Below are 25,609 nucleotides of genomic sequence, written 5' to 3'. Positions count from 1 at the left end.
GTTTGTTACGCATTGAGATATTTTCTCATTTAATCTGACATGCCGTGCTTTTAAAAAAGAAATGTCGCGGAGAGCCTCACAGAAGACGTACAAATAAAATGGTTATTCCCCGGCCGATTGATAGAGATCAAATCGGTGACGTTATTCTCCTCATTATTCTATGCCGACACGTAAATGTGTTACTTCGACCTGGCTACAGGAGAATAATAAAGAATGAATGGGGAAAATATGATGCTTTCCCATCACGGCATCAATCGCCGTGATTTTATGAAGCTATGTGCAGCACTTGCCGCCACCATGGGGTTGAAAGAGGCCGCCGCCGCAGATATGGCCCAGTCACTGACGTCTCCCCAGCGTCCGCCGGTGATCTGGATTGGCGCGCAGGAATGTACCGGGTGTACGGAATCCCTGCTGCGCGCCACCCACCCGACCATTGAAAACCTGCTGCTGAATACCATCTCGCTGGAATACCACGAAGTCCTCTCCGCCGCATTCGGCGAGCAGGCGGAAGAAAACAAACACCGCGCCATCGAGCAGTACAAAGGCAAATACGTACTGGTGGTGGATGGCTCCATCCCGTTGAAGGATGGCGGCATCTACTGCATGGTGGCCGGCAAGCCGATCGTCGAGCATATCCGCGCCGCCGCCGAGCATGCCGCGGCGATCGTCGCCATCGGTTCCTGTTCCGCCTGGGGCGGGGTGCCGGCCAGCGGTTCCAACCCGACCGGCGCCGCCAGCTTGCAGGACGTGCTGCCGGGCAAAACCGTTATCAATATTCCCGGTTGTCCGCCTAACCCGCACAACTTCCTGGCGACCGTGGCGCACATCATCACTTATCAGCGCGCGCCGGCGCTCGACAGCCAGAACCGTCCCACCTTCGCCTATGCCCGACTGATCCACGAAAACTGCGAGCGTCGCCCGCATTTCGACGCCGGCCGCTTCGCCAAAGAGTTTGGCGATGAAGGACACCGGCAGGGATGGTGCCTCTACCATCTGGGTTGCAAGGGGCCGGAAACCTACGGCAACTGCCCGACGCTGGAGTTTTGCGACGTGGGCGGCGGCATCTGGCCGGTGGGGATTGGTCACCCGTGTTATGGCTGCAACGAGCAAGGCATCGGGTTTACCAAGGGCATTTTCCAGTTGGCCAACGTGGAAAACCCGACGCCGCGCGTTGAGAAACCGGCGGTCACCAGCCCGGAAGGCGGCAACAGTTCCGCTACGGCCACGGGGCTTATCGGCGGCGTGCTGGGGGCGGTGGCGGGCGTCAGCCTGATGGCGGTGCGTGAACTGGGCCGTCAGCAAAAACAGCAGGACGCCGGCAACGCATCCCGGGAGGGTTAAGCCGTGAACAGACGCAATTTTTTCAAGCTGGCTTCCGCCGGGGCGTTGCTGGCGGGCACGCCGCTGGCGACTGAAGCGGCGGCCACCAACCGGCCGCCAATTCCCGGTTCGCTCGGCATGCTGTACGACTCCACGCTGTGTGTGGGCTGTCAGGCGTGCGTGAGCAAATGCCAGCAGGTCAATAAGCTGGACTATAAGCCGGATAGCTCGGTCTACAGCGGCGGCGCGGCGACCTGGTCCAACAACGACAAGCTCAGTCCCTATACCAACAACATCATTCAGGTATGGCGCAGCGGCGACGGCAAAAACAAGGATCAGGTACAAGACGGCTACGCCTACATCAAGAAGCAGTGCATGCACTGCGTCGACCCCAACTGCGTGTCGGTGTGCCCGGTTTCGGCGCTGAAGAAAGACCCGAAAACCGGCGTGGTGCATTACGACGCCAGCGTCTGTACCGGCTGCCGTTACTGCATGGTGGCCTGTCCGTTCAATGTGCCGAAGTACGACTATGAAAACCCGCTCGGCAAGCTGCACAAATGCGAGCTGTGCAACCAGCCGGAACTGGCGCGGCTTGATAAGGGCGGCATGCCGGGGTGCGTAGAGGTTTGCCCGACCGGGGCGGTGATTTACGGCACCCGCGAGCAACTGCTGGATGAAGCGAAACGTCGGCTGGCGCTCAAGCCGGGCGACGAATACGCCTATCCGCGCCAGACGCTGAGTAGCAAAGACACCTACCTGCACACCGTGCCGACCTACGAGCGTTATGTGTATGGCGAGAACGAAGCGGGCGGCACGCAGGTGCTGGTGCTGGCCGGGGTGCCGTACCAGAACCTGGAGATGCCGACGCTGGATTCGCTGTCCACCGGCGCGCGTTCGGAGCATATCCAGCATACCTTGTACAAGGGGATGGTGCTGCCGCTGGCGGTGCTGGCCGGGTTGTCGGTGCTGGTGCATCGCAATACCCGCGCCGAGCGGGAAGAGACGCACGACTCACAGGAGAAACCTCATGACGGCGCATAAAGCAAGTCCGTTGGGCGGGCGGCTGGTGAGCTGGCCCGTAATGCTGCTGGCTCCGCTGGTGGCGATTTGCGCGATCCTGATCGTGAAACGTCTGTTTCTGGGGATCGGCTCGGTGGCGGATCTGAACGGCGGCTACCCGTGGGGGATCTGGATCGCCTTCGACCTGCTGGTCGGCACCGGTTTAGCCTGCGGCGGCTGGGCGCTGGCCTGGGCGGTGTACGTGTTCAATCGCGGCGAATACCACCCGCTGGTGCGCCCGGCGCTGCTCGCCAGCCTGTTCGGCTATTCGCTGGGCGGGTTGTCGATCACCATCGACGTTGGGCGTTACTGGAACCTGCCGTACTTCTACATTCCCGGCTACTTCAATACCAACTCGGTGCTGTTCGAAACCGCGGTGTGCATGACCATCTACATCGGGGTGATGGCGCTGGAGTTCGCGCCGGTGGTGCTGGAACGCTTCGGCTGGAAAGTGTCGCTGAAACGGCTCAACAAGGTGATGTTTTTCATCATTGCGCTGGGAGCGCTGCTGCCTACCATGCACCAGTCGTCGATGGGGTCGTTGATGATCGCCGCCGGCTATAAGGTGCATCCGCTGTGGCAGAGCTATGAACTGCTGCCGCTGTTGTCGCTGCTGACTGCGTTCATCATGGGCTTCTCGATTGTGATTTTCGAAGGCTCGCTGGTGCAGGCCGGGCTGAAAGGACGCGGGCCGGACGAACAGGCGTTGTTTCGCAAACTGACCGGGCTGGCCCACGTGCTGGTGCTGTTGTTTGTAGTGCTGCGCTTCGGCGAGATCGTCTGGCACCAGAAAACCGCGCTGCTGTTCGCCGGCGACCGGTTTTCGGTCATGTTCTGGTGCGAAGCCGGTCTGATGCTGCTGCCGCTGGTTCTTCTGCGGCTGAAACGTTGCCGTCAGGACGCCCGCTGGCTGTTCGTCAGCGCGCTCAGCATGCTGTTCGGCGCCGCCCTGTGGCGACTGAGTTACTCGCTGCTGGCGTTCAATCCGGGCAACGGCTACCACTACTTCCCCAAAGCGCAGGAGATCCTGATTTCCATTGGCTTCGTCGCCATTGAGGTCTGCGCCTACATCTTGTTAATCCGCCTGCTGCCGGTACTGCCCGCGCTGAAAGGCGAACATACGCATCATCAGGCTGAGGTAAAGCATGAGCCAACGCATCACCATTGATCCCATTACCCGTATCGAAGGGCATCTGCGCATTGATTGCGAAATTGAAAACGGCAAGGTCACCAAAGCCTGGTCATCCGGCACCATGTGGCGCGGTATGGAAGAGATCGTCAAAGGGCGCGACCCGCGCGATGCCTGGATGATCGTGCAGCGTATCTGCGGCGTGTGCACCACGGTGCACGCTATCGCCTCGGTGCGCGCGGTGGAGAACGCGCTCGGTCTGAACGTGCCGGTCAACGCCCAGTATATCCGCAACCTGATTCTGGCGGCGCACAGCATCCACGACCATATCGTGCATTTCTATCAACTGTCGGCGCTCGACTGGGTGGATGTGACCTCGGCGCTGAAAGCCGATCCGCAGAAAGCGGCGGCGCTGCTCAAAGGACTGTCCGACTGGCCGCTGAATACCGCCGCCGAGTTCACCAAAGTGCAGCAGAAACTCAAAGATCTGGTAGCCAGCGGTCAACTGGGAATTTTCGCCAACGGCTACTGGGGCCACCCGGCGATGTCGCTGCCGCCGGAGGTGAACCTGATCGCCGTCGCCCACTATCTGCAGGCGCTGGAATGTCAGCGCGACGCCAACCGTATCGTGGCGATTCTGGGCGGCAAATCGCCGCACATCCAGAATCTGGCGGTCGGCGGCGTGGCGAACCCGATCAATCTGGACGCGCCGAGCGTGCTCAACCTGGAACGGTTGATGTACGTGAAAAGCTTTATCGATCGGCTGGGCGATTTTATCGAGCAGGTCTACAAGGTGGACTGCGCGGTGATTGCCGCTCACTACCCGCAGTGGCTGACGCTGGGACGCGGCGCCGATCACTACCTGAGCGTGCCGGAACTGCCGACCGACAACAAAAACGGCAGTTTCCTGCTGGCGGGCGGGTATATCGAAAACAGCGACCTGTCGCGCTACCGACCGATCACCAGCCACAGTGACAAGTTCCTGATCGACGGCATCCGCGAGAGCGGCAAGCACGCCTGGTATCAGGACGATCAGCCGCTGGCGCCGTGGGAAGGGTTGACCCGTCCTAACTACACCGGCTGGCATGAAGACGGCAAGTACTCGTGGGTAAAATCGCCGACTTTCTACGGCAAAACCGTAGAAGTAGGGCCGCTGGCCTGGCTGCTGTGCGGTCTGGCCGCGAAGCATAAAGACACGCTGGTGCATTTCGAACAGGTAAAAGCCGCTTATAAAGCGCTCAGCGGCCATCAACTGGAAGAGAAACACCTGCACTCCACGCTGGGCCGGGTGATTGGCCGTACCGTGCACTGCTGCGTGCTGAAAGATACGTTGGCGCAGCAGTGGCAGGCGCTGGTCGACAACATCGGCAAAGGCGATCACCAGACCTTCATCAAACCGGATCTGTCGCCGGACACCGAATTTCACGGCGTGGGCTTCGGGGAGATGCCGCGCGGCATGCTGTCGCATTGGATCGTGTTCAAAAACGGCAAGATCACCAACTATCAGGCGGTAGTGCCGTCCACCTGGACCTCCTGCCCGCGCAACGGCGACGACAAGCCCGGCCCGTACGAGCAGTCACTGGTGGGCACGCCGGTGGCCGACCCGCACAAGCCGCTGGAAGTGGTGCGTACCATCCACTCCTTCGACCCGTGCATGTCCTGCGCGGTGCATGTGGTGGATACCGTCAACGGCAATGAAGTAACCCGGGTGAAGGTGCTGTGATGAACATACTGGTGCTGGGGATCGGCAATATCCTGCTGAGTGACGAAGGGGTTGGGGTGCGGCTGGTGGAACGGCTGGAGCAGCGGTTCGACTGCACGCCCGCCATTGAGGTGGTGGACGGCGGCACCTGTGGTATGGAGCTGATGGAATGCATGGCCGGGCGCGATCACCTGATCGTGGCCGACGCCGTGCTCACCGGTCAGGCGCCGGGCAGCGTGACGGTGCTGCGCGACCGCGAGGTGCCGGCGCTGTTTACCCGCAAGATCTCCCCGCACCAGTTGGGGCTGGCCGATGTGCTGATGGCGCTGCAACTGACCGGCGAATTTCCCCGCCAGCTAACGCTGGTGGGGGTGGAGCCGGAAGCGCTCGATTCCGGCATCGGCCTGTCCGATACCGTTACCCGCGCGCTGGAACCGGCGTTACGGCATATCATCGCCGCGCTGCGCCAGAGCGGCGTTGCGGTAACCGAGAAGAGCGCGCAGGAGGTGTGTGGTGACTGACATTTTTTCCGCGTCGCCACTCGGCGGCAGTAATAATCCGCCCGCAATACCCGGTGAGCGCAAAGAATTGGACTGGATTGCGGGGCATGATCAGAGTCCGGTGGCCTGGCTGGAGGCCGAGTTCGGCCGTATCGCGCAAGAGCGGATGCGGTTGTTGCCGTTTTATCGCGATGGCATTCCGGTGCGGGCCTGTGGATTTACCCTGTTTGAACAGCAGTGGTTCGGTTGCCTGTTGACGCCGTGGATGATCAGCCTGCTGGTGTTGCCGGGACCGGGGCAGCAGTGGCCCCGGCGTGAGGTTTCCACCCGGCTGGCGCTGGAGCTGCCCTGCGGCAGCGTGAAATTTGTCGTGAGCGAGAGTGACGACGGACAGCAGTACCTGTCCTGCTCGCTGATGTCGCCGCTGGACTCGGCGCTTGGCGCCGAACAGGCGCTGCAACTGGCGCAGCAAAGCGCGTGTATGGCGCTGTCGTTGCCGGTGCGTGACGCCGACGCTCCCGCAAACCTCAGCCGTCGCGCGCTGTTCAGTCGTTACCGGAGTTAGCGGCATGCATGAAATTTCCATGTGCTACAACGCGCTGGAGTTGATTGAGCAGCAGGCGCGTCAGCACGGCGCCCGGCGGGTGACCGGCGTCTGGCTGGAGATCGGCGCGCTGTCCTGCATCGAAGAGAGCGCGTTGCGGTTCTGTTTTGAATCGGTTTGTCGTCAAACGCTGGCGGAAGGCTGCCAGTTGCATCTGGCGGTGCGCCCGGCGCAGGCCTGGTGCTGGCAGTGTAGCCAGGCGGTAGAGGTAGCCGACCACGACAGCGGCTGCCCGCATTGCGGCAGTCATAGCCTGCGGGTCGAGAGCGGCGACAGCCTGCAACTGAAGCAACTGGCGATTGAATAACACGCCGTCGCCATGCCGGCGTGCAATCAGTAAAAAACGGTCTGGTTGACCGGAGGAGTCGTATCAATGTGTACCACATGCGGTTGTGGCGAGGGAGAGCGTCGAATCGAAGGCGATGAGCCGACCCATTCACACGACCATCCCCATACGCACGATCACCACCACGAACATAGCCACAGTCATGACCATGTCCACTCGCATCCCCATGAACACCATCACGATGGGCATCACCATGAACATGACCATCACCATGACGATGCGTCGGTCGCGCCCGGCGTGATCATTCATCATCACCACTACTACTATCACCACGGCGATGTGCATCACCATTATCACGGCGCGTCACGCCCGCTGGCGTTGCGTCGTGCGCATGATCACTCACACTCTCATGATGAGCACTCGCATGCTCATCATGAACACGCCCAGCCGGAAGCGCGCTTTCAACCGGTGGAACAAGAGCAGCATCTGCACTACGGGCAAGGGGCGGCCGGCACCCATGCGCCGGGCATTGGTCAGCAGCGCCTGTTGCAGATCGAGATGGATGTGCTGAGCAAAAACAATCAACTGGCGGCGCACAACCGCGAGCATTTCGACGCCGATCAGATTCTGGCGTTGAATCTGGTGTCCAGCCCCGGCTCCGGTAAAACCACCTTGTTGACCAGCACGCTGCATTTGCTGCGTGAACAGGTGCCGTGCGCGGTGATTGAAGGCGACCAGCAGACCACCAACGACGCCGAGCGTATCCGTGCTACCGGCGTCCCGGCGATTCAGGTCAACACCGGCAAAGGCTGCCATCTGGATGCGCAAATGGTGCATGACGCCATGCATCGGCTGCAACTGCCGGCGCACAGCCTGCTGTTTATCGAGAACGTCGGCAATCTGGTGTGTCCGGCCGGTTTCGATCTGGGCGAACGTCACAAGATAGCGGTGCTGTCGGTGACCGAAGGGGAAGACAAGCCGCTCAAATACCCGCATATGTTTGCCGCCGCTTCGTTGATGATCATCAACAAGATCGACCTGCTGCCGTATCTGGATTTTGATCTGGAAGCCTGTGTCGCCAATGCGCGCCGCGTCAATCCGCACATCGAGGTGATTGCGCTGTCCGCCCGCACCGGCGAGGGGATGGAAGCGTGGCTGGCCTGGCTGGAAGCACAGTTGCTGGGAACCGAGTTGGCGAAAACGCCCTCACAACCGTCGCTGTTATCAGGAGCCTAATCATGTGCCTGGGCGTTCCCGGAAAAGTGGTCGCGGTTGGGCCGGATCTGCATTACCCGGCGCGGGTGGATGTCTGCGGCGTACAGCGCGAGGTGAACATCGCGCTGGTATGCGAGGGTGACCCGGCGGCGCTGGTAGGGCAGTGGGTGCTGGTGCACGTCGGCTTCGCCATGAGCCTGCTGGACGAGCAGGAGGCGCAGGAGACGCTGGCGGCGTTGCAATCCATGCAGGCGGTCGGGCTGGAACTGGATGAAGTACGGCAAACCGGAGCCATTTATGCAGTACGTTGATGAATTTCGCGATCCTGAGCTGGCGAAAGCGTTGTTGCAGCGCATTCAGGCGCTGGTCGACGCGATGCCGCAACTGAAAACGCGCCCGTTGCAGTTGATGGAAGTGTGCGGCGGACATACCCACGCTATTTTCAAGTTTGGCATCGACCGATTATTGCCGCCGGAAATCGAGTTTGTACACGGGCCGGGCTGCCCGGTGTGCGTGTTGCCGATGGGGCGGATTGACGCTTGTCTGGAGATCGCCGCCCGTCCGGAGGTGATTTTCTGCACCTTCGGCGACGCCATGCGGGTGCCGGGCCGCAACGGGTCGTTGCAGGATGCTCGCCGCCACGGCGCTGATGTGCGGGTAGTCTACTCGCCGCTGGACGCGCTGGCGCTGGCGGAACAGTTTCCTGATCGGCAGGTGGTGTTTTTCGGGCTGGGGTTCGAAACCACCATGCCGAGCACCGCGCTGACGCTGCAACAGGCCAAACGCCGCGGTATCCGTAATTTTTCGCTGTTCTGCCAGCACATCACCATTATCCCGACGTTGAAAAGCCTGCTGGAACAACCGGATCTACGTATCGACGGCTTTCTGGCGCCGGGGCACGTCAGCATGGTGATTGGCGCTTATCCCTATCAGCCGTTGTGCGAGCAGTTTCACAAGCCGTTTGTGGTCACCGGTTTCGAGCCGCTGGATATTCTGCAGGCGCTGCTGATGCTGGTGCAGCAACTGCACGACGAGCGCTGCGAGGTGGAAAACCAGTACCGCCGCATCGTGCCGGACAGCGGCAACACGCTGGCGCAGCAGGCGATGGCGGAGGTGTTCGAAACCAAAGCCAGCAGCGAGTGGCGCGGGTTGGGGGAAATCGCCGATTCCGGCATGCAACTGCGGGCGGAATACGCCGAATTCGACGCCGAGCGCCGCTTCAATCCGCAGCAACAGCAGGTGGCGGACGAGCCGCTGTCGCGCTGCGGCGAGGTGCTCACCGGGCGTTGCAAACCGGGCGACTGCCCGCTGTTCGGCCAGCGCTGCACGCCGCAAAACGCCATCGGCGCGCTAATGGTGTCCTCGGAAGGCGCTTGCGCCGCTTATTATCAGTATCGCCGGGAGTGCGCCTGATGAAGAACACGTTATTACCCAAAGAGATTACCCTGGCGCACGGCAGCGGCGGGCAGGCGATGCAGCAACTGATCGAAGGATTGTTTCTGCAGGCGTTTGATAATCCGTTGCTGGCGGAGCGCGAGGATCAGGCGCGTTTGCCGCTGGCCGCATTAAGCGAGCAGGGCGACCGGCTGGCGTTCACCACCGACAGCTACGTCATCGATCCGATCGAGTTTCCCGGCGGCGACATCGGCAAACTGGCGGTGTGCGGCACGGTTAACGATCTGGCGGTGAGCGGCGCGCTGCCGCGTTATCTCTCCTGCGGCTTTATTCTGGAAGAAGGGCTGGCGGGTGAGACGTTGCTGCGTCTTGTCACCTCAATGGCGCAGACCGCCCGCGACGCCGGGATCCAGATCGTTACCGGCGATACTAAAGTGGTGCCGCGCGGCGCGGCGGACAAAATTTTCATCAATACCGCCGGTATCGGCGTGATTCCTCACCACCTGCGTTGGGGTACTGGCGAAATCCGTCCCGGCGACCGTCTTATCGTCAGCGGCACGCTGGGGGATCATGGCGCCACTATCCTGAATCTGCGTGAGAAGCTGGGGCTGGAAGCGGAGCTGACCAGCGATTGCGCAGTACTGACGCCGCTGATTGCGCCGCTGCGTCAGATTGACGGCGTTCGCGCCCTGCGTGACGCCACCCGCGGCGGGGTGACGGCGATCCTGCATGAATTCGCGCAGGCCAGCGGCTGTGGTATGGAAGTGCAGGAGAGCGCCTTGCCGGTCAAACCGGCGGTGCGCGGCATCTGCGAACTGCTGGGGCTGGAGGCGCTGAATTTCGCCAACGAAGGCAAACTGGTGCTGGCGGTGTCGCCGGAGGCGGAAAACCGGGTGCTGGACGCCTTGCGGTCGCATCCGCTGGGGCGCGATGCCGCGGTCATCGGCAGCGTCACCGATAAAAAACAGGTGCGCCTGTGCGGCGTGTTCGGCGCCTCTCGGCTGCTGGATTTACCCCACAGCGAGCCCATGCCGAGAATTTGCTGACACGCAGCTGTTGGTAAACAGCCGTACTATTTTCATTGGCAGGAGAGCGAGAGGTTTCGTGCGGGATAAGCCACATTGTTTCTCTGTTATTTCATCACTCGCACGACAAGGAGAGGCTCAGCGCCGCCTCTCCTTGACCTCTGGCTGGTGGCTAAACTGTGCCGCTGCGCGGTTCCTTCGGCGTTCGCCTTCGCTGTTCGGGCCGCCCGTGACGCGCTCCCGGCGCGGCACGGGCTTTCGCCGCATCCATGCGGCTCACCCGGCGAAGCCGTCCACCTCAGCACAGTTTTTGACGCCAAAAAAACGAACATCGGCATCTTTGCTACAGAAAATTCATCCTACAGATCCCAAATATAGGTTCTTACCTATGTCAGCTATTTATGTACAGACGACATCAGGCGTTGATATTCGCGTTAAAGGCAAGGTGCAGGGGGTGGGGTTTCGCCCCTATGTCTGGCAAATCGCCCATCGTCTTGGCGCCAAAGGTAGCGTGCTCAACGACGGCGCGGGCGTGCTGATCCGGCTGTGGCCGGCGAGCGTCGAGGCCGATTTCGTGGCGGCATTGTACGCCGAATGCCCGCCGCTGGCGCAGATCGACCAGGTAGCATGTCAGCCCTACCGCTGGGAGACGCTGCCGGACGATTTCGTGATTGAGCACAGCGGCGCCGGGCAGATGGATACCCACATCGTGCCGGATGCCGCCACCTGCGAGGCGTGCCGTCAGGAGTTGTTTGACCCGCATGACCGCCGCTACCGTTATCCGTTTATCAACTGCACCCACTGCGGCCCGCGTTTTACCATCATTCGCCAGATGCCCTACGACCGCCCGAATACCGCGATGGCGGCGTTCCCGTTTTGCCCGACGTGTCGGCAGGAGTACCAGCACCCGGCGGACCGGCGCTTTCATGCCCAGCCCAACGCCTGCCACACCTGCGGCCCGCAGGTGTGGCTGAGCGACGCTCACCGCATCGTGGCCCACGGCGATGACGCCATCATGCAGACGGCGGCAGCCTTGTGCGCCGGGCGAATCGTGGCAATAAAAGGGCTGGGCGGGTTTCATCTGGCCTGCGACGCCACCGATGCGCAGGCGGTAGCGCAGTTGCGATCGCGCAAACATCGCCCGGCCAAGCCGCTGGCGGTGATGTTGCCGGACGCCGGCTGGCTGACGCAGTGCAGCTCGGTTGCGGAACCCGCGTCGGCGCTACGCATGATGCAAAGCCCGGCGGCGCCGATTGTGTTGCTGCCGCTACGACAGGATGGCGCGCTGGCGGCAGGAGTTGCCCCCGGTCTGGATGAAGTGGGATTGATGCTGCCCGCCAATCCGTTGCAGCATCTGCTGCTGGCGGCGGTGGCGCGGCCGCTGGTGATGACCTCCGGCAATGCCGGCGGTAAGCCGCCGGCGCTGGATAATACCCAGGCGCTGGTCGATTTGGCGGGTATCGCCGACCTGTGGCTGCTGCACGATCGCGATATCGTGCAGCGGGCCGACGACTCGGTGGTGCGGATGCAGGGGGAGCGGGCGGAGATGCTGCGGCGCGCGCGCGGCTATGTGCCGGATGCCTTGCCGCTGCCGCCGGGGTTCAGCGAGCAGCCGGCGTTGCTGGCGATGGGCGCGGATCTCAAAAACACCTTCTGTCTGCTGCGCGATGGGTCCGCGATCGTCAGCCAGCATCTGGGCGATCTGGCCGATGACGAGGTGGAACGGCAATACCGGCAGGCGCAGACGCTGTTCGCCGATATCTACCGGTTTACACCGCAAGCCATCGCGGTGGATGCGCACCCCGGTTACGCCAGCCGCCGTCTGGGGCAGCAGCAGGCAGCGCAGTTGGGGATACCCTGCATGGAGGTGCTGCACCATCACGCGCATATCGTCGCCTGCATGGCCGAGCACCAGTGGCCGCGCGACGCCGGGCCGGTGATCGGTCTGGCGCTGGATGGCATCGGCTACGGCGGCGATAACCGCTGGTGGGGCGGCGAATGCCTGCGGGTGGATTACACGCAGTGCCGGCATCTGGGCGGTTTGCCCGCGGTGGCGCTGCCGGGCGGCGATCTGGCGGCGCGTCAGCCGTGGCGCAATCTGCTGGCGCAGTTTCTGGCGTTTGTGCCGAACTGGGAAACCTTACCGCAAGCCGGCGCGATCCCCGCCAACGCAACGCCGCTGTTGACGCGCGCTATTGCGCGCGGGCTCAACGCGCCGCCGGCGTCGTCCGCCGGGCGGTTGTTTGACGCAGTGGCCGCCGCCTGCGGGTTTGCCGGCGAACAAAGCTGGGAAGGCGAGGCGGCCTGTTGGCTGGAAGCGCTGGCCCGACAGCATCAGGATGAAACGCCGCCGGTGACCATGCCGCTCTCCGGCAAGCAACTGGATCTGGCGACGTTCTGGCGGCAGTGGCTGGCGTATCACGCTGCGCCGGCCGACCGCGCCTTTGCCTTTCATCTGGCGCTGGCCGACGGGCTGGCGGCGCTGGTGCGTCAGGCAGCGCGGGAACAGGGCCTGAATACGGTGGCGTGCTCCGGCGGGGTGATGCATAACCGTTTGCTGGTCAATCTGTTACGTGAGCGGCTGGCGGATTTTACCCTGTTGATGCCGTCGCGCTTGCCGGCCGGCGATGGCGGTCTGTCGTTGGGTCAGGCGCTGATTGCCGCCAGCCGCCTGTCAGCGTAGCGCTAACTGTTATGGTTTTTTTACGTCAGACTGTATCTGTTCTGATTTGCGCGCCTATGCTACCTTCTCGCACGAATAACGCTGTGCCGGGAGGATTAGCGTGGACGAAGTCAAACGTATTCTGAGCGAAGAAATCGAGCGTCTGAACCGTGAAGAGCGGCGTGACAATCGCATCCGATTCAGCCGTAAATTCATGGTGAGCCACCCTTATCTGTTCGGCGGTATGCTGGTGAGCTATGTGCCGGTGGCGCTGATTCTATGGTACGCGCCTTATTTCGGCGCGCCTTATGTGGCCGGGTTTACGCTGTTTCTGCTGCTGATGTCGCTGGCGATGTCGATGGATATCAATCCGCGCTACCGCTTCGAGGATATCGACGCGCTGGATTTGCGGGTGTGTTACAACGGCGAGTGGTATAACAGCCGCCATGTGTCGCCCCAGACGCTGGAGTTGTTGCTGCAGAGCCCGCAGGTGGCCGGGTCGGTTAAAGACGGCGTCGCCAGGCTGTTACAGACCAAGGGTTACCTCTATTTTTACGACGTCTTTTCTCTGGCATACCGTTCATCCACCCGGTCAATCCCCGGCTGATCGGTATGGGGGCCGCCTGTTGCCGATATGAGTAAAGTTCAACGGCATGAGGCGGTGACAGGGCGCGTCCCGCGTGGTACGTTCAAAACTCATCTTGTTTAAAGTCCCCGAGGCAAGCGACGCGCCATGACGACGTTAACCGCGAATTTCCCCGTTTCATCCCGACCACCCTCGCTGCTCATTGTGCAGATGGGCGAACCGCCCGAACCGATCGCTCATGCCGTCGGCCAGCAGGCCGACTGGTTCGGCAGCGCGCTGGCCGATGAAGGCGTGCGCCTGCATGTGGTGCGGCCGGACGCCGGCGACGCTTTGCCGAACCCCGGCGAGCATGACGTCGCCATCATCAGCGGTTCCTGGTCGATGGTGACCGACCGGCTGGACTGGAGCGAACGCACCGCCGACTGGTTGCGCCAGAGTGTGGATGCCGGGCTGCCGGTGCTGGGGGTGTGCTACGGCCATCAGCTGTTGGCGCATGCGCTGGGCGGTACGGTGGCGGATAACCCGAATGGTCGGGAAATGGGCTTGAAGACCGTGACGCTGCATGACGACGCCGCGGAAGACGCACTGTTGACGGCGATACCGACGCAGTTCAGCGCCTACCTCAGCCATCTTCAGTCGGTGGTAGCGCCGCCGCCCGGCGCACAGGTGCTGGCGGCATCGGAACAGGATGGTTGCCAGATTATTCGTTATACGCCGCATACCTTGTCGTTTCAGTTCCACCCGGAGATGGATGCGGCGGTGATGAATGCCTGCCTGCGTCATTGCGCGTTGCCGGAAATGGCCGACAGCGCCGAGCCGGTGTGGGCGCGGCGGTTGCTGCTGGATTTTGTCCGGCTGGCGTTATCCCGCTCACTGGCGTTATCCCGCTAAGGAGTTCTCCGCTGGCGAAATTCGAACAACTGGCCGATCAGATGCAGGCGCAGTTACAGGCCGGCATCTGGCAACCGGGAGAAAAATTGCCGTCGCTGCGCGAAAAGGCGGTGCATTCCGGTCTGAGCCTGATGACGGTGCTGCATGCCTACCAACTGCTGGAAAGTCAGGGCTGGATCATTTCACGCCCGCAGTCCGGCTACTACGCCGCGCCGCGTATCGAACGGCCGATCGCGCCGCCCGCCAGCGGCGACGCGGTGCACCTGACGGAACACGTTGACGTCAACCGCTTTATTTTCGATGTGCTGCACGCCAGCCGCTCGCCCGGCGTAGTGCCGTTCGGTTCCGCCTTTCCCGATCCACGGCTGTTTCCCCAGCGCCAGTTGACCCGCTCGCTGGCGACGGTGGCGCGCCGTATGCAACCTGAAAACGCGGTGGACAACCTGCCGCCCGGCAACGAGCGGCTACGCAAGCAGATAGCCCAGCGCTACGCGCTGCAGGGCATCGCCGTGTCGCCGGACGAGATCGTCATTACCAGCGGCGCGATGGAGTCGCTCAATCTGAGCCTGCAGATGCTGACCCGGCCCGGTGATTATGTGGTGGTGGAGTCGCCGTCGTTTTACGGCGCGTTGCAGGCGATCGAACGTTTACAACTGAAAGCCATCGCTATCGCCACTCACCCGCACACCGGCGTCGATCTGGCGGCGTTGCGCCAGGCGTTACACGATTATCCGATTCGTGCCTGCTGGCTGATGACCAACTTTCACAATCCGCTCGGTTGCACGCTGGCGTGGGAGAAAAAGCAGCAACTGGCCGCGCTGTTGCGCGAGCATCAGGTGCCGCTGATTGAAGATGATGTCTACAGCGAACTGTACGCCGGTGCTCATCGCCCGCTGCCGGTCAAGGCGCTTGATAGTGACGGGCAGGTGCTGCACTGTTCGTCTTTCTCAAAGAATCTGGTTGCCGGATTCCGGGTCGGCTGGGTGGCGGCGGGGCGCTGGGCGCAAGGTATTCAGCGGCTGCAACTGATGAGTACGCTCTCCGCCAGCGCGCCGATGCAACTGGCGGTGGCGGATTATCTGGCCACCAGCAGCTACGACAGCCATTTGCGGCGTTTACGGCGTACGCTGGAGCAGCGTAAACACCGGTTGTATCAGGCGATGAAGGTGCATTTCCCGGCCGGGGTGGACATTTATTACGCTGAAGGCGGCTATTTCCTATGGCTGGGGCTGCCGGAAGCGTTCAATAGCATTGAACTGTATCAGCAGGCGTTGGCGCAGGGCATCAGCATTGCGCCGGGCAGAATGTTCACCACCGGCGATAAATTTGACCGCTATTTTCGTATCAATACCTCTTTCGAATGGCAGGAAAAAACGGAAAACGCCATCATCGCGCTGGCCGCTCTGCTGAAAAAAGGGCTGTCCTCTTCCTGACGCCGATACTCTGGTTGAATGCCAGACGCCGTCGGCTCATTACTTATCTCCCGGCTATGGCCGTATAGATACCGCTTGTTCATTAATACCGGGACGTTCATTTTTATTTTTTCTCTGGCAGGTGGCTGCCGCCGGTTTTCACCGTAAGCGTTGTCGGGAATATGATTATTTAATTTTCCGATTTATTTCTTTTCAATCTGACTGGTTTATTTATTTTCAGTCGGAAGATTATCGTCGTTATTTTTTTATTAGTGACGATTGTCATCGTTATTTTCTTGTTATTAACGAAGGCGTAAAAATAGATTATAGATAGCGGATTTTTTATAAAGAAATTCTTAATTATTTCAAATTGGAATAACACCGTCACGGTCGTTTCTCGTTACCGTTATGTAAAAAAATATACAGCGACACAGTGTGTTAGCGCGATTTGGTAATGAGAATTATTCTATTTAAGCTGGTGATAACGTTAAAAAACGGCCTGTCTGTGGTGAATTGTGATGGATTTGTTGTTGTTGAGATAATTAATTGGCGCTTTTTATTCATCAGTTCATAATACATATGTTTGATGGGGGTTTATGCGTTATTTCTGCCATCATTCATTCATATCAATAAAGCATTAATACATAAATACGATGTATACCCCAAATAGCTTGAGTTGCCGGAAAGCCAACACATCGGCAACTTGACGTATAAAGGGTATAGCTCTGAGTGATGTCGTGCGAGGAATCTCCATGCAGGTCAGCAGAAGGCAGTTCTTTAAAATATGCGCAGGCGGTATGGCTGGAACCACGGTCACCGCGCTGGGCTTTTCTCCCAGTGCCGCGTTAGCCGAAACGCGGCAATATAAATTATTACGCGCCAGAGAAACCCGGAATAATTGCACCTACTGTTCAGTCGGGTGCGGGATTCTGATGTACAGTCTCGGCGACGGCGCCAAAAACGCCAAAGCGTCCATTTACCACATCGAAGGGGATCCGGACCATCCGGTCAGTCGCGGCTCATTGTGCCCGAAAGGCGCCGGACTGGTGGACTTCATCCATAGCGACCAGCGCCTGAAATACCCGGAATACCGTGCGCCCGGTTCCGACAAGTGGCAGCGCATCAGCTGGGAAGAGGCGTTTGATCGCATCGCCCGGTTGATGAAAAAAGACCGCGACGCCAACTTCATCGAGAAAAACAGCGCCGGGGTGACGGTTAACCGCTGGCTGACCACCGGGATGCTGTGTTCGTCGGCGGCCAGCAATGAAACCGGTATTCTGGATCAGAAATTTGCCCGCGCGCTGGGGATGGTCGGCATCGATACCCAGGCGCGCCTGTGTCACGCCCCGACCGTGGCGGCGCTGGCGCCGACGTTCGGTCGCGGCGCCATGACCAACAACTGGGTGGACATCAAGAACGCCAACGTCATTCTGGTGATGGGCGGCAACCCGGCGGAAGCGCACCCGGTCGGCTTTAAGTGGGCGGTGGAAGCCAAGGTGAAAAACGGCGCCAAGCTGATCGTGGTCGACCCGCGTTTTAACCGCTCCGCCGCGGTAGCGGACCTCTATTCGCCGATTCGCGCCGGCTCCGATATCACCTTTCTGCTCGGCGTGGTGAACTACCTGTTGAGCCACGACAAGGTGCAGATGCCGTATGTGCAGGCATACACCAACGCCAGCCTGATCGTGCGCGACGACTTCAGTTTCGACGAGGGGATTTTCAGCGGTTACAGCGAGAAAGAGCGCAAGTACGACCGCACTTCCTGGCAGTACGAACTGGATGAGAACGGTTTTGCTAAACGCGATATGACGCTAAGCCATCCACGCTGTGTGTGGAACCTGCTTAAGACGCACGTCAGCCGCTATACGCCGGATCTGGTGACCAACGTCTGCGGCACGCCAAAGCAGGACTTTCTCACCATTTGCGACCTGCTGGCCTCCACCAGCGTGCCGGATCGCACCGCCACCATCATGTACGCGCTGGGCTGGACGCAGCACACCTCCGGCGCCCAGATGATCCGCACCGCGGCGATGATCCAGCTGTTGCTGGGCAACGTCGGTATGGCGGGCGGCGGCGTGAATGCGCTGCGCGGCCACTCCAACATTCAGGGTTATACCGACCTGGGGTTGTTGTCGCTGAACCTGCCGGGTTACATGCCGCTGCCGTCGGAAAAACAGACCACGCTGAAAGATTATCTGGATCAGATCACCCCGAAAGCGCTGCTGGCGGATCAGGTCAACTACTGGAAGAACACGCCCAAGTTTTTTATCAGCATGATGAAAAGCTTCTGGGGCGATAAGGCGCAGAAAGAAAACGACTGGGGCTACGACTGGCTGCCGAAATGGGACAAGAGCTACGATGCGCTGGCTTACTCCCGCATGATGCTGGACGGCAAGGTCAACGGCTACGTCGTGCAGGGGTTCAACCCGATAGCCGCATTTGCCGACTCCAACAAGGCGCGCGACGCGCTGGCGAAGCTGAAATACCTGGTGATCATCGACCCGCTGGCGACGGAAACCTCCAACTTCTGGCAAAACCACGGCGAACTGAATGACGTCGATCCGGGCAAGATTCAGACCGAAGTGTTCCGCCTGCCGTCGAGCTGTTTCGCCGAGGAAAACGGCTCCATCGTCAACTCCGGCCGCTGGCTGCAGTGGCACTATCAGGGCGCTGAGCCGCCGGGTGAGGCACGCCACGACGGCGTGATCATCGCCGGTCTGTTCCTGCGTCTGCGCGAACTGTACGCCAAAGAAGGCGGCGCCAACCCGGCGCCGGTGCTGAACATGAGCTGGGATTATCTGGAGCCGGACGATCCGTCCGCCGAGGAGATCACCAAAGAGGCCAACGGTCGCGCGCTGGCGGATCTGTTCGATGACAAAGGCAACCTGCTGCTGAAGAAAGGGCAACTGCTGCCTGACTTCTCCCTGCTGCGCGATGACGGCTCCACCGCCAGTTTTTGCTGGATTTACGCCGGTTCCTGGACCGAAGCGGGCAACCAGATGGCGCGACGCGACAACGCCGATCCGTCTGGTCTTGGCTGTACGCCGGGCTGGGCCTGGTGCTGGCCGCAGAACCGCCGCATTCTCTACAACCGCGCCTCGGCGGATGAACAAGGCCGCCCGTGGGATCCGAAACGCGTGCTGCTGAGCTGGAACGGTCAGAAGTGGAGCGGTATCGACGTGCCGGACTTCGCCGCCACCGTCCCGCCGGGCAGCGCCGCCGGTCCGTTCATTATGCAGGCCGAAGGGCTGGGCCGTCTGTTTGCTATCGACAAGATGGCGGAAGGGCCCTTCCCGGCGCATTACGAACCGACCGAATCGCCGCTGAAAACCAATCCGGTGTACAGCAAGGCGCTGATTAACCCAGTGGCGCGCATTCTGGAAGCGGACCGCTCGCGTATGGGAACGGCAGATGAGTTCCCGTTCGTCGCCACCACTTATTCGATCACCGAGTTGTTCCGCCACTGGACCAAGCATGCGCGCCTTAACGCCATCGTGCAGCCGGAGCAGTTTGTCGAAATCGGCGAAGGGCTGGCGAAGCAGAAGGGGATTCAGGCCGGCGATGTGGTGAAGGTCAGCAGCAAGCGGGGATACATCAAGGCGAAAGCCGTCGTCACCAAGCGTATCCGCACCCTGACGATTCAGGGCAAACCGGTGGAAACCATCGGCGTACCCTGTCACTGGGGCTTTGAAGGCACCACCCAGAAAGGCTTTATGGCGAATATTCTGACGCCGCATGTCGGTGACGCCAACAGTCAGACGCCGGAGTACAAGGCGTTTCTGGTCAATGTGGAAAAGGCGTAGTCGCGGAGAAACACTATGGCAATGCAATCACAAGATATTATCCGTCGCTCCGCGACCAACTCACTGACGCCGCCGCCGCAGGCCCGCAACCATAAAGAACAGGTCGCCAAACTGATCGACGTGACCACCTGTATCGGCTGTAAAGCCTGTCAGGTGGCCTGTTCCGAGTGGAACGACATCCGCGATGACGTCGGACACAACGTCGGGGTGTACGACAACCCCACCGATCTCAGCGCCAAATCCTGGACGGTGATGCGTTTCGCCGAATTCGAGGAGAACGGCAAGCTGGAATGGCTGATCCGCAAGGATGGCTGTATGCACTGCGCCGATCCGGGCTGCCTTAAAGCCTGCCCGTCGGAAGGGGCGATCATCCAGTACGCCAACGGCATCGTCGACTTCCAGTCGGAGCACTGCATCGGGTGCGGCTACTGTATCGCCGGTTGTCCGTTCAACGTGCCGCGCATGAATAAGGACGACAACAAGGTGTACAAATGCACCCTGTGCGTCGACCGCGTGGAGGTTGGGCAGGAACCGTCCTGCGTGAAGACCTGCCCGACCGGGGCGATTCATTTCGGCACCAAGGAAGAGATGAAAGTGCTGGCGGCCGAACGGGTCACGGACCTGAACAGCCGTGGTTACAGCAATGCCGGTCTGTACGACCCGGCCGGCGTCGGCGGTACGCACGTGATGTACGTGCTGCATCACGCCGACAGGCCGCAGTTGTACAACGGCCTGCCGGCCAACCCGAGCATCAGCCCGGCGGTGACCTTCTGGAAAGGCATCTGGAAACCGCTGGCGGCTATCGGTTTTGCCGCCACCTTCGCCGCCAGCGTATTCCACTACGTGGGTATCGGTCCGAACCGGGTAGAAGACGATGACGACGCGCATCACGAGGGCAAGCAGCATGAAAAAGAGTAATCGGATTCAGCGTTACAGCGCACCCGAGCGCATTAATCACTGGATTGTGGCGTTCTGCTTTGTGTTCGCCGCACTGAGCGGGCTGGGGTTTTTCTTCCCGTCGCTCAACTGGCTGATGAATGTGCTGGGTACGCCGCAGCTGGCGCGCATCCTGCACCCGTTTGTCGGGGTAGTGATGTTTGTCGCTTTCCTGCTGATGTTCTTACGCTACTGGAAACACAACCTGATTGAGCGCAGCGACCTGGAGTGGGCGAAAAACATCCACAAAATCGCCCGCAACGAAGAAGTCGGCGATACCGGTCGTTATAACTTCGGTCAGAAATGCGTGTTCTGGCTGGCGATTACCAGTCTGCTGCTGTTGCTGGCGAGCGGGATCGTGATCTGGCGGCCGTACTTCGCGCCGTCGTTCTCCATCCCGGTGATCCGGGCGGCGTTGGTGGTGCATTCGGTGTCCGCGGTCGGTTTGATCCTGACCATCATGGTGCATGTGTACGCCGCCTTGTGGGTGAAAGGCACCATCACCGCGATGGTGGAGGGCTGGGTTTCCAGTTCCTGGGCGAAGAAACACCATCCGCGCTGGTATCGCGAGCTGCAATCCAAAGCGCAGGATAAGCACTGATCCTAATTCGCAAACTGGTGAAGTCTGTGGTTGATGGTGAGGTTTTTCAGCGTCAAAAACTGTGCTGAGGTGGGCGACTTCGCCGGATGAGCGGCATGGACGCCGCGAAAGCCTGTGCCGTGCTGGGAGCACGTCACAGGCGGCCCGAACAGCGAAGGCGAACGCCGAAGGAACCGCGCAGCGGCACAGTTTAGCCACCAGCCAGAGGTCAAGGAGAGGCGGCGTTGCGCCTCTCCTTGTCGTGCGTGCGATGAGATAACAAAGAAACGACACCGTTTATCTCGCACGAAACTATTCCCTAATCAGACAAACTTAACCGTTCACAAAGCAATACGGCTGTTTGCCTACAGCCCAACTCAGCGATTTACCAGTTTTGCCGGCAGCGCCACCACCAGCAGCGAACTGAGCAGCAGACAGAAGGCGAAGAACCACAGTGCGCCGCTGCCGCTGCCGGTTAGCTCCATAGCGAACCCCATGATTGAATTGCTGACCAGGCCGGCGATATTCGCCAGCGAGCAGGCCAGCGCAAAGCCGGTAGCGGCGGCGGTGCCGGTGAGGAAGGTGGCGGGCAGGCTGAAGAACACCGGCACGGTGCCAATAATGGTGGCCTGCGCCACCGAGAACAGCAGCACCGTCATTACGATATTCTGGGTGAAGAAGGTGCTCGCCACCATCGCCGCCGCGCCCAGCCAGAACGGCACGATGATGTGCCAGCGCCGTTCGCGCAGCCGGTCGGAGCTGGCGCCGAGCAATACCATGCCTGCCAGCGCCGCGATGCTGGGGACTGCCGTCAGCAGGCCAATCTGCCCGATATCGGCCACGCCGGCTTTTTTAATGAAGGTCGGCAACCAGAACCCCATGGCATAGGCGCACAGCAGAATCGAGAAATCGATGCCGCCCAGCATCCAGACTTTCAGGTTGAAGAAGCCGTCGCGAAAGCGGTGTTTCATATACGGCGCTTCGCGGGCGTCGATCGCCAGATCGGCGCGCACCTGCGCTTTGTCCGTCTCGCTCAGCCAGCGCGCCTGATCAACGCCGTCCGGCAGCAGCCAGAGGGTCAGCACGCCAAGCAGTACGCTCGGCAGCCCCTCCAACAAAAACATCCACTGCCAGCCGCGCAGCCCGTGGGCCGAATCAAAATGCGACATAATCCAGCCTGACAGCGGGCCGCCCACCACACTGGAAAGCGGCAGGCCGATCATGAACAGCGAAATGATGCGACTGCGCCGCCAGGAGGGGAACCAGCGCGTCAGGTAGTACAACACGCCGGGCAGAAAACCGGCTTCCGCCGCGCCAAGCAGAAAACGCAGCACGTAGAATTGAACCGGCGTGGTGACAAACATCGTCGCGGCGGACAGCAATCCCCAGCTGATCATGATGCGCGCGATCCAGATTCGGGCGCCGACGCGTTGCAGAATCAGGTTGCTCGGCACCTCGAACAGAATATAGCCGACGAAGAACAGCCCGGCGCCGAGGCCGAAGGCGACGTCGCTGAGCGCCAGCTGATTCGCCATCTGCAGTTTCGCCAGCCCGATATTGATGCGGTCAAGGTAAGCGGCGAGATAACACAGGCACAGGAACGGGATCAGCCGCCAGGTGATTTTGCGGTAAACCGACGCGATAGCGCCCGGCGTGGGTGTCTGAGAATAAACTGCGGTCATGTATGTCGTTTCCAGCATTAGACGGAGTTATCGTTATACCTATCAGGCGGTGTCCCTTGACCGTGCGCATCCGTGGCTGACGCCCTTTCACCGAGTGTCCGAACCTGTGCGCCGGATCGCCGCCGCGTGCCTGCCGGCGCGCCAGCGGCGCCAATAGTAAGGGCACAGCCTGAGTTCTGTCGGCGAAAGACAGCCACCCAATTTTGCGGTCGATAGCCGGTCGTGTCTATCCAGTTTGGCTGATGTTTTCCATTCCCAGGCACGGCTCGGAAAATCACTCCTTATTGTGAGGAATAACCTGCTAACATGAGGGCATCAGAACGGGGGCCGGCGTGGTATTCGCACGGCCCCTGCCACGTGGATAAACAGGAAACATAACCTGATGAGTATTCGTATTGTGCCGCAGGAGCAACTGGCCGACAGTGAGAAAACCTCAACCATCGGCACGATTCCTCCCTTGCTGTTCGCTAACCTAAAAAGCCTGTACAGCGGTCGTGCCGAGCGCCTGCGCCAGCTGGCGCAGGATCACCCGCTGGCGGATTACCTGCTGTTTGCCGCCGAAGTGGTGGACGCGCAGGAAAAAGTGCGGCATGACCATCCGCTGGAGAAGGACCTCGCCGGCCTGTTGCACGATAGCGCGCACAACAGCAGCGTGCAAAACAGCGCCGGACGCCCGCCGCTGGATGCCGCCACGTTTGCGCGCGATCCGCACTGGCATACTCTGCTGCAGGCGTTGATTGAAGAACTGAAAGCCATCGCCAGCGGTCAGGTACTGACCACGCTGGAAAACCTGGAAAAGATGCCGGCGCAGCAGTGGGACGCGCTGGCGGATGCGCTGATCGCGCAACAATTCACGCCGGAAAACAACGATAAGGCGCCGTTCGTCTGGGCGGCGTTGTCGCTGTACTGGGCGCAAATGGCGACCCAGTTGCCGGGGCGGGCGCACGCCGAGCAGGGCGAGCATCGCCAGTTTTGTCCGGTGTGCGGCAGCATGCCGGTCTCCGGCGTAATACAGATTGGCGCCACCAGCGGCCTACGCTACCTGCACTGTAACCTGTGCGAAACCGAATGGCATATGGTGCGCATCAAATGCAGTAACTGTGAGCAGGCGGGTAAACTGCACTACTGGTCGCTGGATGATGAGAACTCTGCCATCAAGGCGGAAAGCTGCGACGACTGCGGCACCTACCTGAAACTGTTGTATCAGGAAAAGGATCATCGGGTGGAAGCGGTGGCGGACGATCTGGCCTCACTGGTGCTGGATGTGAAAATGGAAGAAGAAGGGTTCTCCCGCAGCAGCATCAATCCGTTCCTGTTCCCGGACAGTAGTCAGTAAGCGGAATAGGTTGCCTGCGGGAACGGCGTTGACTCACGGGAGACAACGCCGTTGTTGTTGATTTGGTCTTTCTCTCTTCTGCTTTTATTCCAGTCGATGCTGCATTATGTTTTACGGCAGTAATTTATTCTTTTATCAAAAAAACTAATAGAACAATTGGCGTGAAGCTATTTTTAATCTCTTTTATTGCCCCGAATTTATTCTTAAATAGTTTTTCCCTCACCCGACTGACCGGCTCGTTTTTTCCCCAGCCAACAGACAAGCACGATTTTTTTATACCCTGAAGAACCATTATAGTGGCGCAGCCTCACGGGAATTATCCAGTTAGTTCATCAGGAATAATCGTCTGACAAGCGATTATAAAATGTTTTTTTAAATCATTTTAAGGACTGTATTTATTATGAATACTGCTACTAACGTTAATCGCCTGCCGGGATACACTCAGGGCGCACAGGTCATTCGTGTTAAAAAAGTACGTCAACAAATTGATGCTATTAATGGCATCGTTTATTCCCAGATTAAAAACCTACAACAAGTACGTCAGTTGGAAATGTCCCTGCTCGTCCCCCGTACTGCCGCTCTGAAACCGGCGATTGTCTATTTTCCCGGTGGCGGATTCCGTTCGGCTTTCTATGAGAAATTCATTGAAATGCGCATGGCGCTGGCGGAATCCGGATTTGTTGTCGCGGCGGCGGAATACCGTGTTATTGCCGACCAATACCCGGCGTTGATCGAGGATGCCAAATCAGCGGTTCGTTACCTGCGTGAACACGCGGCGGAATACGGCATTGACCCGACCAGAATCGGCGTACTGGGCGATTCCGCCGGTGGCTATGTCGCGCAAATGGCGGGAGCGACGAATGGGCAGCGAAACTTTGACAAAGGGCAGTTTCTGGATAAATCGTCCGATGTGCAGGCGGTAGCCACCCTGTATGGGATTTCCAGTTTGCTGAATATTGGCGAGGGTTTTCCGGAAAATATGCGCAAAGTCCACGAATCGCCCGCGGTGCCGGAAGCCCTGCTGGTGAATGGCACTGCGTTTATGGATTTCCCCGGCGCCAGCATTACCAGCGATCCGGTCAAAGCGCTTAACGCCAGCCCGATGGGCCAGCTCAGCGGAAGAAAACCGCCGTTTCTGATCATGCACGGCAGCACCGACAATATCGTTTCGCCGCTGCAAAGCAAGCAGCTCTACGAGGCATTGGTCGCGGGCGGCAACCGGGCGGAATATGTGCTGCTGGAAGGGGCCGGGCATGGCGATATTTACTGGTTCCAGCCGGTGATCATCAGCAAAGTCGTGAGTTGGTTTAAACAAACACTGGGTGAATCAATCCCGGACCCTGCCTTGTCTGGCGGCGATGATCTCACTGAAGGCCGTTTGTAAGCGGGATAAGCCCGTGCCGTGAATCTTGCTGGCACGGGCTGTGCGCGCCGGGGAATCTCGGTATTCAGCGCGATGGCCGACTTCTCATCGCCGCGTACCGGT

At 60.0% G+C, this 25,609-nt stretch carries 21 protein-coding genes; 20 read left to right on the top strand and 1 reads right to left on the bottom strand.

Features of this window, described 5'->3' with window-relative positions:
* The first annotated feature begins 213 nt into the window (after positions 1 to 213).
* The 18 genes from hybO (at position 214) to fdoI (ending at position 21,126) form a co-directional block, all read left to right on the top strand.
* Positions 214 to 1,341, top strand: coding sequence for a hydrogenase 2 small subunit (gene hybO, locus DXXMK7_RS14025; RefSeq protein WP_071603970.1), 1,128 nt, complete (start codon positions 214 to 216; stop codon positions 1,339 to 1,341).
* 3 nt (positions 1,342 to 1,344) lie between these two features.
* Complete coding sequence (hybA, locus tag DXXMK7_RS14020) at positions 1,345 to 2,361, top strand: hydrogenase 2 operon protein HybA (RefSeq protein ID WP_038667515.1); 1,017 nt, start codon at positions 1,345 to 1,347, stop codon at positions 2,359 to 2,361.
* A complete protein-coding gene (hybB, locus tag DXXMK7_RS14015; RefSeq protein WP_038919635.1) occupies positions 2,348 to 3,547 on the top strand; it encodes a Ni/Fe-hydrogenase cytochrome b subunit in 1,200 nt (399 codons plus the stop codon). The genes hybA and hybB overlap by 14 nt, the downstream gene beginning before the upstream one ends.
* Complete coding sequence (gene hybC / locus DXXMK7_RS14010; RefSeq protein WP_038919634.1) at positions 3,525 to 5,231, top strand: hydrogenase 2 large subunit; 1,707 nt, start codon at positions 3,525 to 3,527, stop codon at positions 5,229 to 5,231. The genes hybB and hybC overlap by 23 nt, the downstream gene beginning before the upstream one ends.
* The gene (locus tag DXXMK7_RS14005; RefSeq protein WP_038919633.1) at positions 5,231 to 5,731 is read left to right on the top strand and encodes a HyaD/HybD family hydrogenase maturation endopeptidase; all 501 of its coding nucleotides are present in this window, start codon (positions 5,231 to 5,233) and stop codon (positions 5,729 to 5,731) included. The genes hybC and DXXMK7_RS14005 overlap by 1 nt, the downstream gene beginning before the upstream one ends.
* A gap of 46 nt (positions 5,732 to 5,777) precedes the next feature.
* Entirely contained in the window at positions 5,778 to 6,275 is a 498-nt protein-coding gene (hybE, locus tag DXXMK7_RS14000; protein WP_049842407.1) for a hydrogenase-2 assembly chaperone, read from the top strand.
* A gap of 4 nt (positions 6,276 to 6,279) precedes the next feature.
* Positions 6,280 to 6,621, top strand: coding sequence for a hydrogenase maturation nickel metallochaperone HypA (gene hypA, locus DXXMK7_RS13995; RefSeq protein ID WP_038667526.1), 342 nt, complete (start codon positions 6,280 to 6,282; stop codon positions 6,619 to 6,621).
* Positions 6,622 to 6,687: 66 nt separating this feature from the next.
* Complete coding sequence (gene hypB, locus DXXMK7_RS13990) at positions 6,688 to 7,836, top strand: hydrogenase nickel incorporation protein HypB (protein WP_049842386.1); 1,149 nt, start codon at positions 6,688 to 6,690, stop codon at positions 7,834 to 7,836.
* 2 nt (positions 7,837 to 7,838) lie between these two features.
* A complete protein-coding gene (gene hybG / locus DXXMK7_RS13985; RefSeq protein WP_038667529.1) occupies positions 7,839 to 8,126 on the top strand; it encodes a hydrogenase maturation factor HybG in 288 nt (95 codons plus the stop codon).
* The gene (hypD, locus tag DXXMK7_RS13980) at positions 8,113 to 9,228 is read left to right on the top strand and encodes a hydrogenase formation protein HypD (protein ID WP_038919630.1); all 1,116 of its coding nucleotides are present in this window, start codon (positions 8,113 to 8,115) and stop codon (positions 9,226 to 9,228) included. The genes hybG and hypD overlap by 14 nt, the downstream gene beginning before the upstream one ends.
* The gene (gene hypE / locus DXXMK7_RS13975; protein WP_038919629.1) at positions 9,228 to 10,256 is read left to right on the top strand and encodes a hydrogenase expression/formation protein HypE; all 1,029 of its coding nucleotides are present in this window, start codon (positions 9,228 to 9,230) and stop codon (positions 10,254 to 10,256) included. Before hypD ends, hypE begins: the two co-directional genes overlap by 1 nt.
* A 367-nt stretch (positions 10,257 to 10,623) precedes the next feature.
* A complete protein-coding gene (gene hypF, locus DXXMK7_RS13970; RefSeq protein WP_038919627.1) occupies positions 10,624 to 12,918 on the top strand; it encodes a carbamoyltransferase HypF in 2,295 nt (764 codons plus the stop codon).
* A 100-nt stretch (positions 12,919 to 13,018) separates the two neighbouring features.
* A complete protein-coding gene (locus tag DXXMK7_RS13965) occupies positions 13,019 to 13,504 on the top strand; it encodes a YlaC family protein (protein ID WP_038919625.1) in 486 nt (161 codons plus the stop codon).
* Between the two features lie 126 nt (positions 13,505 to 13,630).
* Positions 13,631 to 14,374 carry a glutamine amidotransferase gene (locus DXXMK7_RS13960; RefSeq protein ID WP_071605216.1) on the top strand — a complete coding sequence of 248 codons (744 nt, stop codon included), beginning with the start codon at positions 13,631 to 13,633 and terminating at the stop codon, positions 14,372 to 14,374.
* An 11-nt stretch (positions 14,375 to 14,385) separates the two neighbouring features.
* Entirely contained in the window at positions 14,386 to 15,807 is a 1,422-nt protein-coding gene (locus tag DXXMK7_RS13955) for a PLP-dependent aminotransferase family protein (RefSeq protein ID WP_038921045.1), read from the top strand.
* Positions 15,808 to 16,538: 731 nt separating this feature from the next.
* Positions 16,539 to 19,589 carry a formate dehydrogenase-N subunit alpha gene (gene fdnG / locus DXXMK7_RS13945; RefSeq protein WP_071605215.1) on the top strand — a complete coding sequence of 1,017 codons (3,051 nt, stop codon included), beginning with the start codon at positions 16,539 to 16,541 and terminating at the stop codon, positions 19,587 to 19,589.
* Between the two features lie 15 nt (positions 19,590 to 19,604).
* On the top strand, positions 19,605 to 20,507 hold the full coding sequence (gene fdxH, locus DXXMK7_RS13940) for a formate dehydrogenase subunit beta (RefSeq protein WP_038919623.1): 903 nt from the start codon (positions 19,605 to 19,607) through the stop codon (positions 20,505 to 20,507).
* Complete coding sequence (gene fdoI, locus DXXMK7_RS13935; RefSeq protein ID WP_038919622.1) at positions 20,494 to 21,126, top strand: formate dehydrogenase cytochrome b556 subunit; 633 nt, start codon at positions 20,494 to 20,496, stop codon at positions 21,124 to 21,126. The genes fdxH and fdoI overlap by 14 nt, the downstream gene beginning before the upstream one ends.
* 356 nt (positions 21,127 to 21,482) lie before the next feature.
* On the opposite strand, the gene DXXMK7_RS13930 is transcribed toward fdoI, so the two are convergent.
* A complete protein-coding gene (locus DXXMK7_RS13930; protein WP_038919621.1) occupies positions 21,483 to 22,787 on the bottom strand; it encodes an MFS transporter in 1,305 nt (434 codons plus the stop codon).
* A 382-nt stretch (positions 22,788 to 23,169) separates the two neighbouring features.
* On the opposite strand from DXXMK7_RS13930, the gene fdhE reads away from it, so the two are divergent.
* Both fdhE and DXXMK7_RS13920 read left to right on the top strand, forming a co-directional pair.
* Positions 23,170 to 24,123, top strand: a complete 954-nt coding sequence (gene fdhE / locus DXXMK7_RS13925; protein WP_038919620.1) for a formate dehydrogenase accessory protein FdhE — start codon at positions 23,170 to 23,172, stop codon at positions 24,121 to 24,123.
* A 400-nt stretch (positions 24,124 to 24,523) separates the two neighbouring features.
* A complete protein-coding gene (locus DXXMK7_RS13920; protein ID WP_038919619.1) occupies positions 24,524 to 25,507 on the top strand; it encodes an alpha/beta hydrolase in 984 nt (327 codons plus the stop codon).
* Positions 25,508 to 25,609: the final 102 nt, after the last annotated feature.

Source organism: Dickeya sp. MK7, from assembly GCF_000406305.1.
GTDB classification, from domain to species: domain Bacteria; phylum Pseudomonadota; class Gammaproteobacteria; order Enterobacterales; family Enterobacteriaceae; genus Dickeya; species Dickeya fangzhongdai.
This window is presented reverse-complemented; position numbering and strand designations above follow the sequence as displayed.

Bases quoted from the DNA above. Each gene is read 5' to 3' on its own strand.
- hypB (WP_049842386.1), top strand. From the start codon at position 6,688: ATGTGTACCACATGCGGTTGTGGCGAGGGAGAGCGTCGAATCGAAGGC.
- hybC (WP_038919634.1), top strand. From the start codon at position 3,525: ATGAGCCAACGCATCACCATTGATCCCATTACCCGTATCGAAGGGCAT.
- fdoI (WP_038919622.1), top strand. From the start codon at position 20,494: ATGAAAAAGAGTAATCGGATTCAGCGTTACAGCGCACCCGAGCGCATT.
- hybG (WP_038667529.1), top strand. From the start codon at position 7,839: ATGTGCCTGGGCGTTCCCGGAAAAGTGGTCGCGGTTGGGCCGGATCTG.
- DXXMK7_RS14005 (WP_038919633.1), top strand. From the start codon at position 5,231: ATGAACATACTGGTGCTGGGGATCGGCAATATCCTGCTGAGTGACGAA.
- DXXMK7_RS13920 (WP_038919619.1), top strand. From the start codon at position 24,524: ATGAATACTGCTACTAACGTTAATCGCCTGCCGGGATACACTCAGGGC.
- fdxH (WP_038919623.1), top strand. From the start codon at position 19,605: ATGGCAATGCAATCACAAGATATTATCCGTCGCTCCGCGACCAACTCA.
- hypF (WP_038919627.1), top strand. From the start codon at position 10,624: ATGTCAGCTATTTATGTACAGACGACATCAGGCGTTGATATTCGCGTT.
- fdnG (WP_071605215.1), top strand. From the start codon at position 16,539: ATGCAGGTCAGCAGAAGGCAGTTCTTTAAAATATGCGCAGGCGGTATG.
- hypE (WP_038919629.1), top strand. From the start codon at position 9,228: ATGAAGAACACGTTATTACCCAAAGAGATTACCCTGGCGCACGGCAGC.
- DXXMK7_RS13930 (WP_038919621.1), bottom strand. From the start codon at position 22,787: ATGACCGCAGTTTATTCTCAGACACCCACGCCGGGCGCTATCGCGTCG.
- hybO (WP_071603970.1), top strand. From the start codon at position 214: ATGAATGGGGAAAATATGATGCTTTCCCATCACGGCATCAATCGCCGT.
- DXXMK7_RS13960 (WP_071605216.1), top strand. From the start codon at position 13,631: ATGACGACGTTAACCGCGAATTTCCCCGTTTCATCCCGACCACCCTCG.
- fdhE (WP_038919620.1), top strand. From the start codon at position 23,170: ATGAGTATTCGTATTGTGCCGCAGGAGCAACTGGCCGACAGTGAGAAA.
- hybB (WP_038919635.1), top strand. From the start codon at position 2,348: ATGACGGCGCATAAAGCAAGTCCGTTGGGCGGGCGGCTGGTGAGCTGG.
- hypD (WP_038919630.1), top strand. From the start codon at position 8,113: ATGCAGTACGTTGATGAATTTCGCGATCCTGAGCTGGCGAAAGCGTTG.
- hypA (WP_038667526.1), top strand. From the start codon at position 6,280: ATGCATGAAATTTCCATGTGCTACAACGCGCTGGAGTTGATTGAGCAG.